We start from the raw sequence: 14,713 nt of genomic DNA, 5'->3' as shown, positions 1-14,713 counted from the left end.
GAGATTTGGGGGACACCCCCAAACCCCCGGCAGGAGGGCTCACCGCCCTCCTGCACCTCCCTTCTGCACCGCCCTCCTGCGGCGGGAATGGGGAGGGAGAAGAGATTTGGGGACACCCCAAACCCCGGCAGGAGAGGGCTCGTCTCCCTCCTGCACCTCCCTCCTGCGGCGGGAATGGGGAGGGAGAAGAGATTTGGGGATACCCCCAAACCCCCGGCAGGAGAGGGCTCGTCTCCCTCCTGCACCTCCCGCCTGCGGCGGGGATGGGGAGGGGGAAGAGATTTTGGGGACACCCCAAACCCCGGCAGGAGGGCTCGCCGCCCCCTGCACCTCCCGCTTTGTGAGCTCAGAGAGCTAGATCTCGCTTACATTGACCCCGATGGGGATTCCCCGGCAAGGGGTGAGAGATCGAACAAATGGGTTCATTTGTTTATATCGTTCGGTTGGGGGGAACTCGATAGGTTGGGGTAATGGATAGGTGGTTAGTAGATGATGATGCTGGTGTTCCAGCTGGTGTTGTAGTAGAGCCAGGCGGCTGCGTCGGGCGGCAGGTTGACGCAGCCATGGCTACCGTTGCCGGATGAGTGTTCGTCGCCGCTATCGTCGTAGTGGGGGAACTCGGTGTTGGGTCCGTAGTTGGCGCGCCACCAGCTGTCATGGATAAAGTAGCCGCCATCATGGAAGAGGATGGCATGCTGAATGACAGTATTGGGATACCACAAGGGCGAGGTGGGTGGATCGCTGGATTTAAAGATGGTGGGCGAGAGCCGGTTCAATACCGTCCAGACGCCGGGAGGCGAGGGACGTTCGGAACGACCGGTGGTGACCAGGAATGAGCGTACCAGCTGACCATCCTGGTAGAGGCGCAGGCTCTGCTTGCACAGCGAGATGACGATCACCTGTCCCTGCATCAGCTGGTAGTGGTGCAGGGCCTGCATATCGGCGGCATGGACCTGGTCATAGGGGGTAGGATCATCATAGTCCATCTCCATCAACTGGTGGTTGAAGAGCAGGGTGCGGGCGGTATCGCGCGCCGACTGCAAGTCATCCAGGGTAGTCGCCTGGCTAAGCAGGTTATCGGCATCCAGGCCAAAGTTGTCGTTCAGGTAACTGACATCAACGGCATAGCTATTGCCATCGTAGCTGTCGTAGAAGAGATGACCGGAGGTCCAGTCATCCACATCCTGGTGAAACTGGTGAATAGCCTGGTCGACATCTTCGCGCAGGGCCTCGGCCTTGACCGCAAAGATATCGCCATTAACCTGTTGCAAGAAGTGTTGAAAGCCAGGCATATCCATCGTGGATCCCGCCTGTCTTTGATAGAGTGCCAGCCGCTCTTGATAGGGAGTGGGATCGACATGGGAGGCGGGCAGTTGTTGAATGCCTCCTTTCAACTCGCTCAGGCGCAGAGAGGTCACGGCGGGCATAGCCTGTGTCAAGACGACAGTCGCCTGCTGGATGTGGGCGTCCAGCAATCCATTCAGCGCAGGCAGGCTGGACATACCGGTAGCCTGCTGCAAACGTTGCTGATCAGTTTGATAAGCCGACTGGAGGGTGAGGACATATGTTTTCAGTCCAGCCTGCTGAGTCAAAGTCAGCAGATCATGCAGGGTGGACAAATGATTGGAGGTCATCTCCAGAGCACGAATATCCTGACCCAACTGCAGCAATCTCGTATGCACCTGCTCATAATCGTTGAAGTTGTGGGCGTGCAGCAACGCATCCTGCAGTTGACGCAAACGGTTGGGAAAGGTCCACGCTGGCAGGCCAGCCTTTTTATCGTCGACCAGCATAGTCCGTGTGGACTGCAGTTCCTGCTGCAGCCGGGCATGGATGCGAGGAGAAGCGGTCACGATCAAATCCTGTAGCTGCGTATGCAAAAGCAGGTAGCGCCGAGCCAGGGAGTGATAATAGTCATTCAGCGGCTGATTGCTGAAGAGGCTAAAAGGAGGTTGAGAGGAGCGCAACGACAGATATTGTGTCTGGATTGGCCGCAGTGTGACGGTCGAAACGCCGAGCTGACGGGCGCTATGGAGAAGCTGGCTCAAACGCTGCTCATTCTCCATAGCCTGCCGCCGTACCTGTGCATCACCCGCGCAAGCGCCGGTCGCCAGCAGTGACACCGATAACACAAGCACAACTACCAACCGACCCAACCGCGAGTGTCTAAACACAGGTTACGACTCTCCTCTCAGCGCTACCTTCTTCCGCCGCGCGACTTCGATTTCTGTTTGCGCTTCTCTTTACGCACAGCTTTGCCAGTCTTCTTACCACCCATACCTTTGCCGCCACCGGGCAAAGAGGGCATCGATGGCATACCGGGGATGCCGCCGCCGCCGCTATACTGGCGGGCCAGTTGCGCCCATGGGCCCTTACCACTGCTCATCTGGCGGATCATCGTGCGCATCTCGCCGAACTGCTCCAGCAACTGATTGACTTCTTGAACCGTTGTACCGCTACCACGAGCCACACGCTTACGGCGACTTCCATTCATAATATCGGGATTGCGCCGCTCCTCTTTAGTCATCGAAAGGATCATCGCCTCAACATATTTCAGCTGATCCCCTTCCAGAGCTTCTTCCATCTCAGGCATCGCGGCCAGCTTATTGAAGCCAGGGAGCATCTCCATCACGTTGCGCAATGGTCCCATGCGCTTCAACTGGCGCATTGAATTCAGGAAATCCTCAAGGTCGAACTTACCCTGCTGCAACTTCTGCTGGGCCTTCAATGCCTCTTCCTGATCGATGTTCTCTTGAGCACGCTCGATCAAGGAAATAACGTCACCCATTCCTAGTATACGCGAGGCCAAACGATCTGGATAGAAAGGCTCCAATGCGTCGGTCTTCTCGCCAACGCCCATAAACTTCACCGGCACACCGGTCACGGTACGGATCGACAGGGCGGCACCGCCACGGGCATCGCCATCCATTTTTGTCAGGATCATACCTGTCAGAGAAACGGCCTTATTAAAGTCATCGGCCACACGTACCGCTTCTTGACCCGTCATAGCATCGGCGACCAGCAAGATCTCTTGAGGACGCACACGCTCACGAATAGTGACTACCTCGGACATCATGCGCTCGTCGATGTTCAAACGGCCAGCGGTATCTAGAATCACCACCGAGCAAGCCTGCTCGCGCGCGAAGTCCAGCGAGTTCACGCAGATATTGACCGGATCGGCCCCCATCGGCTCCGAATAGACCGGGATCGACAACTGACGTCCCAGAGACTTCAGCTGATTGACAGCCGCCGGACGATACATGTCGGCCGCGACCATCAAAGGACGCTGGCCCTGTTTGCGCAGATAGTTCGCCAGTTTGGCGGCCGAGGTCGTCTTACCAGAACCCTGCAGACCGACCAGCATAATAATATGCGGTGGCGCTCCATTCAGGTCCAGCTTATTATTGACGCCTTCACCACCCAGGAATTCAACTAACTCGTCATTTACAATCGAAAGCACCTGCTGAGCAGGTGACAGGCTCCCCATCACATCCGCGCCAATAGCCTTCTCTTTGACACGATCGACGAACTGACGTGCCACTTTCAGGTTAACGTCAGCTTCGATGAGCGCCAGTCTGACCTCACGCAGTGCCGCGTTTACATCATCCTCGGTCAACTTACCCTGCCCACCGAGATTATTGAATATACCTTCAAGACGTTTAGATAAGTTCTCAAACATTGCCATATTGGTGCTCTTTTCCTCTTTCCCGCCAAGCGAACGTGCCAATTTGGCACCTATTATATCACTTTGTGTTGTTAGATGAAATCAGATGCTTACTCATATTACGCTTAGTTCCCGCATAGATAACTCGCCCCTTTACATTTTAACATAAATCGTATCAGCAAACTTGATACAAAGGCACTCAAACTTCTTGCTAAGTCGAACTCAGATGTGCTATAGTAAGGGCAGAAAAAGGTACATAGGGCCAGAAAAGAAGCCTGGAGGTATGCAATGAAGATAGAACGTTTTACAGATAAAGCGCGTCAGGCCGTCCAGGAGGCGGCAAGAAAGGCGCAGGAACATAACAATAGCCAGGTTGAACCGGAGCATCTACTGGCCGCGCTACTACAGCAAGACGGTGGAGTGGTGCAGCAGATCATCCAGAAAGCTGGAGGGAATTTGGCGACAGCCAGAGAGAACATCGAAAACGAGATCGCCCGCCAGCCCAGGGTATATGGTGGTAGCGAACCGGGCATAGCACCTCAACTGCGAAAAGTACTAGAGGATGCCTGGCAAGAGATGGGTGCATTTAAAGACGAATATCTAAGCGTCGAACATCTCTTACTGGCCCTCTTCAACAGTACCGACGCGGTTCAGAGATCGCTGAAGGCCGCCGGGCTGACGCGAGACATCGTACTCAGCGCCCTGACCGCGATCCGAGGCGCGCAGCGCGTCACCGATCAGAATCCAGAGGGCAAATACCAGGCCCTCGAAAAGTATGGCCGCAACCTGACCGAACTGGCGCAACAGGGCAAGCTCGATCCCGTCATCGGTCGGGACGAAGAGATCCGCCGCGTCATCCAGGTACTCAGCCGGCGCACAAAAAATAATCCAGTTCTCATTGGTGAACCCGGTGTAGGTAAGACCGCCATCGTCGAGGGTCTGGCCCAGCGCATCGTGCGCGGGGACATCCCCAAATCGCTGGCCGAAAAGCAGGTCGTCACGCTGGACCTGGGCGCCCTCGTCGCCGGAGCCAAATATCGCGGCGAATTTGAAGAACGCCTCACAGCGGTCCTTAAAGAGGTGACCAGCGCCGCCGGTGGAATTATCCTCTTCATCGACGAGCTACACACGCTGGTCGGAGCGGGCGCGGCGGAAGGCGCGATGGATGCCTCCAACATGCTCAAACCTATGCTGGCCCGTGGCGAGCTGCACTGCATTGGCGCCACCACATTGAACGAATATCGCAAATACATCGAGAAGGATGCCGCTCTGGAACGGCGCTTCCAACCGGTGATCGTCGACCAGCCCAATGTCGAGGATACCATCAGCATACTGCGCGGCATCAAACCACGCTACGAGGTGCATCATGGTGTGCGCATTCAAGACAGCGCCCTGGTCGCGGCGGCGGTCCTCTCGAATCGCTATATCAGCGACCGCTTTCTGCCCGACAAAGCCATCGACCTGGTAGACGAGGCCGCCAGTCTGCGGCGGGTCGAACTGGACAGTACGCCCAGCGAGGTAGATGCCCTTGACCGCCGTCTGCGACAGTTGCAAGTTGAGCAAGAAGCGCTCAAAAAAGAGAGCGACGTCGCCAGCAAAGAACGGCTAGAAAAGGTTGGACGCGAGATCGATAATCTGCAGGAGCAACTCAATATTATGCGCCTGGCCCTGGATAATGAGCGCGCACCAGTCGAGGAGCTACGCAAGCTCAAACAGCAGTTGGAAGAGGCGCAGATTGAGTACGAGAAGGCCGAGCGCGCCTACCAGTATGAAGAGATGGCCCGTCTGCGCTACAGCCGCATTCCGGAACTGGAACAGCAGATCGCGGACCAGGAAGCCCGGCTGGCCAACCTGCAGAATAACCGCATGCTTAAGGAAGAGGTAGACGCCGAAGACATCGCCGAAATCGTTTCCAAATGGACCCACATCCCGGTATCCAGAATGATGGAAGGCGAGATGCAGAAGCTGCTGCAGATAGAAAAGCGCCTGCGCGAACGTGTCGTGGGACAAGAAAACGCCCTGACCGCCGTCGCGGATGCCATTCGCCGCTCCCGAGCCGGTCTACAGGATCCAAATCGGCCCCTGGCCAGCTTCCTCTTCCTGGGTCCTACCGGTGTCGGCAAGACGGAACTGGCCCGCGCCCTGGCAGAGTTCCTCTTCGACAGCGAGCAGGCCATGGTGCGCATCGACATGTCAGAGTACATGGAGAAGCACAACGTCTCACGCCTGATCGGAGCGCCTCCCGGATATGTCGGCTATGACGAAGGGGGTCAGCTCACCGAAGCTGTGCGCCGGCATCCCTACTGCGTCATCCTGCTCGACGAGATCGAGAAGGCCGCCCCTGAGGTCTTCAACGTCCTGCTACAGCTGCTGGACGATGGCCGGCTCACAGACGGACAGGGAAGGGTGGTTGACTTCAAGAATACCGTCATTATCATGACCAGCAACATCGGCGATCGCTGGCTGCATCAATACCTCGACCAGGACGAAGATAGCATCCAGCAGGGCATCCGCCAGCGGCTGCGAGATGAGGGCCTGAGACCGGAATTTATCAACCGCATCGACGACATCATTGTCTTCCATCCGGTTGGCAAAGAGATGGTCAAAGAGATCGTCGAGATCCAGCTCAACCGCATCCGGCCACGGCTGGAGGACCGGCACATTACACTGCACCTCAGCGATGCCGCCAAAGACTACCTGGCGGAAGCAGGCTACGACGCCAACTTCGGGGCGCGTCCGCTCAAACGCGTCATCCAGAGAGAGATCGAAAACCGTATCGCCCGGGCCATCCTCGACGGCAGCGTCCACGATGGCAGTGAGATAGATATCGATAGCGTTGACGGCAAGCTGGTGCTAAACGTCAAGCAGCAGGTAGCCTCTTAATAGATTCATACATGAGAAGCGGGTCCCCAGGGAATGTTCCCTGGGGACCCGCTTCTCATGTATGAGGGCCGAGCGATGAGCGAGGGGAAATCGGACGCGAGGGCCGAGCCGATCAGGAGCGGTCGAAGAATTCGTCGCGGCTGGCGGGATCGGGAGCGTGCTCCTGTTGGATGGCGGAGAGATAGGGGTCCGAGGCGGCCAGCAACTGGTTGGCCTCATAGGCCAGGGCACGGTAGTTGATGTGGCCGCCGGGGCGCACACGTTGGGATGTCAGGTAAAGGGCCTGTTTGGGATCGCCATGCATCCAGAGATCGACCTGGTGAGCCAGCGGTAACAGGTTCAACATAAAGGCATAATCAATGCCATCGCCATAGGTAGACGATATCTTCTCCAGGAAGCTCTGCAACCGCTGATAATACGCCGCTAGATCCTGTTCAAAGGCCAGTTTATGCTCGGCAAAATCGGGAACCTCGGAGAGATAAAGCGGCAGGCCAAAGCCACGCGAGATGATCTGCGAGATGGTATCGCGGCTCACGCGCTCACCAAAGATCAGCGGCAGGGGGAAGAAACGGCCCCAGGCGCGGTGCCGATTGAAATCGCGCATCTCACCCAGGAAGCTCTCGACCGCCAGAGTCATGGTGGTCGTACGAGCAAAGTTGGGCAGCTCACGATAGTTATTATGATCGGCAAATACCAGGCCGCTCAACTTCCGCTTGACTTCCGGCGTCTGATCGCGCACCCAGGTCAGCAGGGCCGTTCGATCCAGGCCGGGCCAGAGCAATAAGATATACTGTGCCAGCAAACGCTCACCAGGGGTCCATTCAGAACCGAGCAAGCGGACGCGCTGCTCAACGCAGCGAGGAAGGCCACGCTCGATCCGTACTACCTGTAGCAGGTCCGTTTGCTGCTCAAGAAAGCGCCGCAGAGCCTGCAAATTCGTATTGACCGTAGAGAGGGGATTGGTATGGCGAATCAGGCTGGGAGCTTCCGCCTTATAATGCAGGGCGGACTCCTCCTCGGCGCTCGGCGCCAGCAGCCGCTCAAGCTGGTCCGCCACGCGATGATAATAAGCGATGGGGGACGCCTTCAGCTCAGCGATAATGCGCGACCAATCGCGGGCCGAAGTCTCAAAGGACATGCCGCTCCACTGGCCGAATAACAGAAAATAGCGCACACAATCCAGCACCCGTGAAGTCAGGGCGCTCTTCTGATCGGAGCGGCTCGTATCGGCCTGGTAAAACTGTGTAAAGGCTGACTGCAGGCGCTCGCGATGGCGGGAAAAGAGGGACAGAGACAGGGAGCCAAATGCCTGATACTCTTCCTCAAGAGTGGCGGTCTCAGCGGCGGCCAGATCGGCGGGCAGATAGTTACGTAACTGATGCAGAACAGCTTTACCAAAGCGAGGTTGATAACGCGTCGACTTCTCCTGGCCCGAATTAAGCGACCCCTCGTTAAAAAGAGCCAGGCACAGATGCATCGGAATCTTCCCCATATCCACCGCCAAACGCGCCATATCGCCAACCGAAGCATGGCCGTAGCCACGGAACATCTCTTCGATCTTCTGATCGGGATCGACCCCCTTCTGGCCCATCTCGCGCAGAATCTCCCAGGGCAGACCAGCGGCCCGCGACTGTCTGGCGCCCGCCCAGGCACGGTGGGCGGCCGTCCTCATATCAGCACTGGCCACCGTCGTCGTCACCACCGTTCCAGTCTCCTGATCTTCCAGACAGATCAAACGCAGCCCCGTCACATCTGGAGCATAGGTAAACCAGCGATAGGACCCCGAAATACACTCCTGCTCTGGCACCAATTCTGTGTCTTCAACCTGTGTCATACAAAGGCTCCCCTCACAAAAAATAGCGGCACAGATTCCCAATTAACGAATCTGACGAGAGCCATGTTACCACTTCCTGGCAAACTCTAAAAGTGGGAAGAATGTCGGTGAACTGCGACCGAATATGGAGCTTATCCGTGCTATTAGTGAATATTTGAGCTTACGGTTTAATGTTTTTATGCTGTGGTATGGAACGTGTGCTTCGCATACGTTCCATACCACAGCATAAAAACATTTTCAGCTTACCTTGGAGGTAAAGAGATACAGGTGGGTATGCAGGTACTCACAAAGGAGATAGGGAGAGTTATTTTTTATGTCCTGGACGTCGTTAGCAGAGCGCATAGATGGGCTGCCGCTGATTCTGGCGGGGCCGATTGTTAGAAGGGTAGAGCCCACACAGGTAACAGTCTGGTTAGCTTTAAAGGAGGCACGCACTGTAAGCTTATGTATCTATGCTAAAGATGAGCAGGGCCAATTGCGTGAACAGATAAGAGGGAGATATCATACCGTCCGTATAGGGGATAACCTGCATATGGTGGCGGTGACCGCCAGGGTAGCAGACAACGCCAAAAAACTGGACTGGGGTCAACTGTACTACTACAATCTTTATTTCGGCGACCAAGAACAATCGATAGATGAGATGGCGCACCTGGGTACTGCGGGCATATTGGCAGCGGTTAATGTGGCGGAGCCGCTACAAAGTATTGTTTATCCAGGGGAGCCGTTGCCGAGTTTCCTGATGCCCGCCGGAGATGTACATGATCTACGTATCGTTCATGGCTCATGCCGGAAGCCACATGGAACGGGCAAAGAAACCTTATCGGCGGTCGATAGTCTGATCGCCAACGCCTGTCAGCCGGATGGCAAGGCACGACCACAGCAACTCTATATGACCGGTGACCAGATCTATGCCGATGACGTCGCCACGCCTCTGCTACACTCACTGATGGACGCCGGGAAAGTATTGTTAGCCGGCAATCAAGAAGAGATTCTGGCGGCCTTCCACCTGCCAGCGAATAAGTTTCTGCCCGGAATGCGCAAACATATCATTCTCAACCAGGCTCAGTTCACGACCAGCCATGGAGATAACCACCTGATCTCTTTCGCCGAGTATATCGCCATGTATCTATTTAGCTGGTCCGATGTACTCTGGCCCGAAGAGTTGCTCAGCGTCAAAGACTTCTGGGCCTGGCTCTATCCGGGGGTGCATAGCGAAAGCGTCAGCCAGGAAAAAGGGCAAGCGCGCTATCGAGAAGAGCTCCACCAGTTAGAGGGCTTCCAGAGTACCCTCCCCAAAGTCAGAAGGGCCCTGGCCAACATCGCCACCTATATGATCTGCGACGACCACGACGTCACCGACGACTGGTTTCTGGATGGAAGCTGGTGCCACCAGGTACTCAGAAAACCGCTAGGGCGGCGTATCATTCGCAACGCACTACTGGCTTACGCTCTCTGCCAGGCCTGGGGGAACACGCCAGAACAATTCGCCGCATCAAATGGAGCGACATTGCTAGAGGTTATCGACAGCTGGCGAGGTAAAGAAAACACAGAGCAGGCTGAGAGCATCGCCAAACTTATTGGCATGCCAGACAGCCACTTCAGCGGAACCGGCTCGCTACGACGCTCACAGCAAGCCCTACACTGGAACTATAGCTATGAGGGTCCCAACTATCAGATCATAGTAATGGATACGCGCACCCGGCGCTATTATCGCACCCCCAAAGACTTTCCAGGGCTCCTTTCAGAAGAGGCCATGAGGGCACAGATCGATCAGATCGAATACGCGGATGCGGAAGTCACACTGATCATCTCAGCCACGCCCGTCATCGGCGTCGACTTCGTAGAGACCGTCCAATTCTGGAGCCGCTGGCGCGTCACCAACAATTACGCATTCGACCGAGAAGCCTGGGCCCTCGAATGGGGAACCTTCCAGGTCTTTTTACGCACCCTGAGCAATCTCAAGCGCGTCGTCTTCCTATCGGGAGACGTACACTACGCCTTCGGGTCCAGCCTGGAATACTGGGACACCCAGACCAGACAGAGCGCCAAATTTATCAACTTCACCTCCAGTCCCTACTGCAACGAAGGCTCGGGCGCGCAGATCTCAGTGCTGGCCGTGGGCTATCCCCGGCTACGCTCACTCCTGCGCCGAGGGAGAGATCCCCGGCTGACCTTCTTCGCCTGGGATATTGTCGGTCAAGACCACCAAACCCTCAACTACCTGCTCAGCATGATTAGAAAGCAGATATTCCGCTTCTGGTGGTCCATACCGCGACTAATCGCAGCCCAGCGCTCTCCCACCGAAATCGTCATGCCCGCCTGGGGATGGGTCAAAGGAGCATTTGACAACATTCCCCCCAGCCGCAGCTATCGCATCCGCTACCTGACCAACAACCTGCGGCGTGAAGAAGAACGAGAGCACCGTCCGCATAACACGCTAAGGCGTTTCACCCTGCAACCATTGCGCGCCGCGCTAGGAGGACTCAACATCCTGCAGATCCTCAACCGCCGCTTCCGCAGCAAGCTACGCGCGCGCACTGCACCTCAGATCGAGCAAGATGCACTCGCGATCAGGAGTACCGGGGAAAACCTATTAGAAGAGGTGATAGAACAAAGCGAAAAGATCGAGCAAGAGTTAGAGAAGCCACGCAGCGGTCTGGTCGACGCCGTCCTCAACTATGATCAATGGCTCAGCCGCTGGAAGGCGGGGAACCTGATCGTAGGCTACAACAACATCGGTGAGATCAGTTTCCACTGGAACGCCGAAAAGCAAGAGGTAACGCAAAAGCTCTGGTGGTTTAATCCGGATAATCAGGAACAGCTGCAGGCGGCGGAATATGTGGATACATTAGCGCTACCGCGTCTGGAGGATGAACCGCCGCTGCCGTAACGGTCGCTTTGCGATAAGCCAGGGCAAGCCTGGCACCTACGCTTGACCGTTATTGCCGGATAATATCCTCACAATATCCTCACAACTTTCTTACAGCATAATTGATGATTTATGGTATGCTTTAGATGCAAATGCTTATGGATGCATGCATAGCAGGTACAAATAGGATTACCAGGAAATACAATGTTGAGGTGGAGGGCATATGGTTGCAATGGTTGAGATGGCTGAGCCGGTCGGGAGGCCTGATTACCCTTTTCTGCGTGTGACGACGATGGGTGATTTCGTGTTATCATGCGTTGTGGCGCAGAAGGAGGGTCGACCGCGCTACCGGGCTATGGAAGGGGGAGAACTGGGCAATCGCCGGGCGGCCCTGGCGATACTCAAATTTCTGCTGTGCAGTCCCAGGCGGCGCGCGACCAAGGCGGAGATCACCAAAGCCTTATGGGCTGGTCGGGACCCCGAGCACGCCAACCACATCTTTGACACGGCTGCCTCGGCATTACGGCGGCAGATTCTCCATCTACCGGGGATAGATAGCCTCTTAAATACACGACGCCTGAACGGAGAGACACACCTGATCTTAGCGACGCAGGCCTGGATATGGGTTGATGCGGATGCATTGATCAAACTGGCACAGATGGCGCTTCGCCAGGAGCAGCAGGGGAAAGACCCACTCCATTATTTAGAGGCGGCCCACGCCCTGGACAAAGGCGAATTTCTGGAAGAAGACGCAGGCTACCGCTGGACACAGGGGCGCCGACAGACCATCGAAGGAGCCAAGAGGCGTGTGCTCTACCATCTTGTAGAGATCTACTGCAAGAACAAGCAAACAACAAAGGCTGAAGAGCTGCTCTACACGTTTCTACAGACCTATCCTGAAGATGAAGACGCCCTGTGCCGCTTGCTACAGCTCCTGGCGCAACAAGGACGGCGTCAGGAAGCCCTCAATGTCTATCGCTACTCGGCTGAGCAGATGCAAGAAACGGGGAAAGAGCCAGGCATCTACACCCGCCAGATCATCGAGCGGCTACAGCGGGGCATACAGGTACACGAACGCAGCGCCACATATGGTGCACTTCAGTCTCACTATATATACGCCATTGTCCTGGTAGCCTGAAACAAAACAACATAAATTCTATTCCAACAATATGAACGAAGCAGTGAAAGGTGGAAGGGTATTATTATGCGTGTAGAAATGTATAAACTTGCTTATGGAAACTATAAATTCTGTGCCGAGATCGACACCGGAGCCGAAGTAGGAGACAACCAGCTAACCCTCTGGTACAGCGAAAAGCTCGCATTGGAGACGCTCTCACTGGCCCAGCTAGACGCCAGATTGCTCTTAAAAGCCCTCAAAGAGCCACATAAATCCCTACTACTCCCTTACCTGGACGAAATCAAGCATGCAGAGCAGCAGAGCATCGAGCAAGAGATCGCCCGGCTGTTGCAGCCATACAGCACCCAAAAGATACCAGGCAACGTCAAACAACGCATCCGCCAGTTACGTGAAAAGATCCACAGCATGCTCCAGACATTGGAAGCCAGGTTTGTGCAGGAAGAGATACTGACACTAGATCGGGACAGTTTTGATCTCAACGCCATAGAGCAAGACTGCCATATCTATGGAGAATGGCATTTTTTGCGAGATTTCTTCTTCGAAGAGGCAACGTACGACAACATACGCCGCTTCTGCCACGATTTCGCCCTGGATGAAGCGGTACGCCAGGAGGCGATCGCGCGCGAGGCACGCTGGGCGAAGCGCAACGCCCTCTTCACCCGCAACCTCTTATCGGTGGTAGGAGAAAAAGCCCTGCTCAGCAACGATGGCAGCTATATGCGCAGCGCGCTCGAGCTCTTCCGCTGGCTTGACCTGCACTTCGAAGAGGTGCTGGCCAATCCTGAATACCAGCGCATCAATGCTCTTGACCAGCCCGCCAAAAATATGCCCCCTATTCACGACAGTGACGCCAGCATCCGGCCCGCCGTCGAGCTCTTCAAGAACCTGCCAGGAACCGCCATTCGTCACTCCTGTCAGGGGGTCAGCGCCAAAATCGACATGGGAGATTATTCCCTGCTCACCATTACCCCCCATGAAGAATATGCGTACATCGCCTTCAACACCATGGGCTACTTGCTGCACGACGCCATCATCGACCGGCTGCATGAATTTCCCACCATCACCACCGAACGCATCCCATGTAATTTCAACACGGGCCTCTTTCTACGCTCAACCGGAGACAACATACGTTTCCGAGAAGAGATCTACCAGCTGGCCCGCCAGATCCATAGTATTCTAACCGCGGGATGCGAGGCGCGTGGTAGCGATGAACCTGAACGGCTCATCACAGGTTGGGAGACAGCGAACAATCCCGCGTATCCGCCTCAGACATCCGACTGCGCCGACATCTTGCCCGGCCGGCTGGAGTGGCTCTGCCTGCCAGAGCAGATCGAGGGCACCCTGCTACAGATCAGCCACCTCAACCACTGGGCGAAGGCCGCGGACCGTCTCTACTATGACGACCGGCAAGGGCTTTACAGCGTCAAAGCCAGATTCCTCAAGCAGGCATATTACAACGGCACGGTACAACCAGTGGGCTACGTCGATGGCGGTGCCGCCTTCCCAAAAAACTTTGCCGTTGAAAGCGCAGCCGCGGTCGCGGCGGACTTCCTGCTGGAAACCCTGGAGGATAAGAAACGTGGACAGAGGGGCAACGAATATAGCAACGCGGCCATGCGGCTCTTTCAGCGCATCACCGGCCAGCCCTTTCTCGTACAGGATAAAGAGCAGACTATCGCTTTGAAACAGGAGCAGGCAGAGGCGGTCATCCATAGCTACCTGCACGACCTGATCGAGCAGGCCCGACAGACACACCAGCCCATCGCGCATCAACGATTAGAGGAGCTTCTTGTCTTCCCTGGAGAGATACTGGATATAGCCGTCACCCGCTATCGCTACATCAGCACCTGGGACGACCTCGACAAAAATGAACTGCGCAAGCTAGATCCCGAAGGGCTTAGCCTGATCAGCTTTGGATATGAAAGCGCCAGCGCCAGGTACATCTTCCATCTCCCCTTCCGCACCGCCCAGGAATTTCTGCCTGAAGACGAAATCACCCGCTTACGTGGTCATGTCAGCAGCGAACGTAAAGAATACGGCTCCGCCTACGGTCGCACCATCACCGCAGAAGAAAGCAACAGCCATCCCATTGAAGAGCTATTGCAGACCCTGGGCGTCAACATCAGCAAGATCTGTCCCCACAAGCTAGAGCGCAAACAGGAACGAACGATCCAACCATCTCGACAATGGCATGAGCCAGATAACAATGAGGACGGATACCAGCAATACCTCTATGAAATGCCACGCAAAAAACACAAAGCCAGGAAAAAGAAACGGCCCCAATAAAGCGAGAGGTGTCCAGGTTTCACGTGAAACCTGGACACC

The 14,713-nt window shown here is 55.7% G+C and carries 7 protein-coding genes; 4 read left to right on the top strand and 3 right to left on the bottom strand.

Translation table 11 applies throughout. The features are described 5' to 3' along the window. Nucleotides 1–482: 482 nt before the first annotated feature. Together KTT_RS10835 and ffh are read right to left on the bottom strand one after the other, a co-directional pair. Nucleotides 483–2,174, bottom strand: coding sequence for a L,D-transpeptidase (locus KTT_RS10835; RefSeq protein WP_126595988.1), 1,692 nt, complete (start codon nt 2,172–2,174; stop codon nt 483–485). Between the two features lie 23 nt (nt 2,175–2,197). Continuing rightward, complete coding sequence (ffh, locus tag KTT_RS10830; protein ID WP_162854198.1) at nt 2,198–3,679, bottom strand: signal recognition particle protein; 1,482 nt, start codon at nt 3,677–3,679, stop codon at nt 2,198–2,200. A 273-nt stretch (nt 3,680–3,952) separates the two neighbouring features. On the opposite strand from ffh, the gene clpB reads away from it, so the two are divergent. Beyond that, on the top strand, nt 3,953–6,547 hold the full coding sequence (gene clpB, locus KTT_RS10825) for an ATP-dependent chaperone ClpB (RefSeq protein ID WP_126595986.1): 2,595 nt from the start codon (nt 3,953–3,955) through the stop codon (nt 6,545–6,547). A 112-nt stretch (nt 6,548–6,659) separates the two neighbouring features. Here clpB and KTT_RS10820 read toward each other — a convergent pair whose 3' ends face one another. After that, entirely contained in the window at nt 6,660–8,381 is a 1,722-nt protein-coding gene (locus KTT_RS10820) for a hypothetical protein (protein WP_126595985.1), read from the bottom strand. A gap of 313 nt (nt 8,382–8,694) precedes the next feature. Between KTT_RS10820 and KTT_RS10815 the strand changes: the two genes are divergently transcribed. The 3 genes from KTT_RS10815 (at nt 8,695) to KTT_RS10805 (ending at nt 14,674) form a co-directional block, all read left to right on the top strand. Further along, nucleotides 8,695–11,271 carry a metallophosphoesterase family protein gene (locus KTT_RS10815; protein WP_126595984.1) on the top strand — a complete coding sequence of 859 codons (2,577 nt, stop codon included), beginning with the start codon at nt 8,695–8,697 and terminating at the stop codon, nt 11,269–11,271. A 202-nt stretch (nt 11,272–11,473) separates the two neighbouring features. Next, nucleotides 11,474–12,388 (top strand): AfsR/SARP family transcriptional regulator, encoded by a 915-nt coding sequence (locus KTT_RS10810; RefSeq protein WP_126595983.1) that lies wholly within the window; start codon nt 11,474–11,476, stop codon nt 12,386–12,388. Nucleotides 12,389–12,454: 66 nt separating this feature from the next. After that, nucleotides 12,455–14,674 (top strand): hypothetical protein, encoded by a 2,220-nt coding sequence (locus tag KTT_RS10805; protein ID WP_126595982.1) that lies wholly within the window; start codon nt 12,455–12,457, stop codon nt 14,672–14,674. The last annotated feature ends 39 nt before the right edge of the window (nt 14,675–14,713 follow it).

The sequence above is a fragment of the Dictyobacter aurantiacus genome (genome assembly GCF_003967515.1).
Lineage (GTDB): Bacteria > Chloroflexota > Ktedonobacteria > Ktedonobacterales > Ktedonobacteraceae > Dictyobacter > Dictyobacter aurantiacus.
Note: the sequence above shows the minus strand (reverse complement) of the source record. Positions and strands in the feature narration are given on the sequence as shown.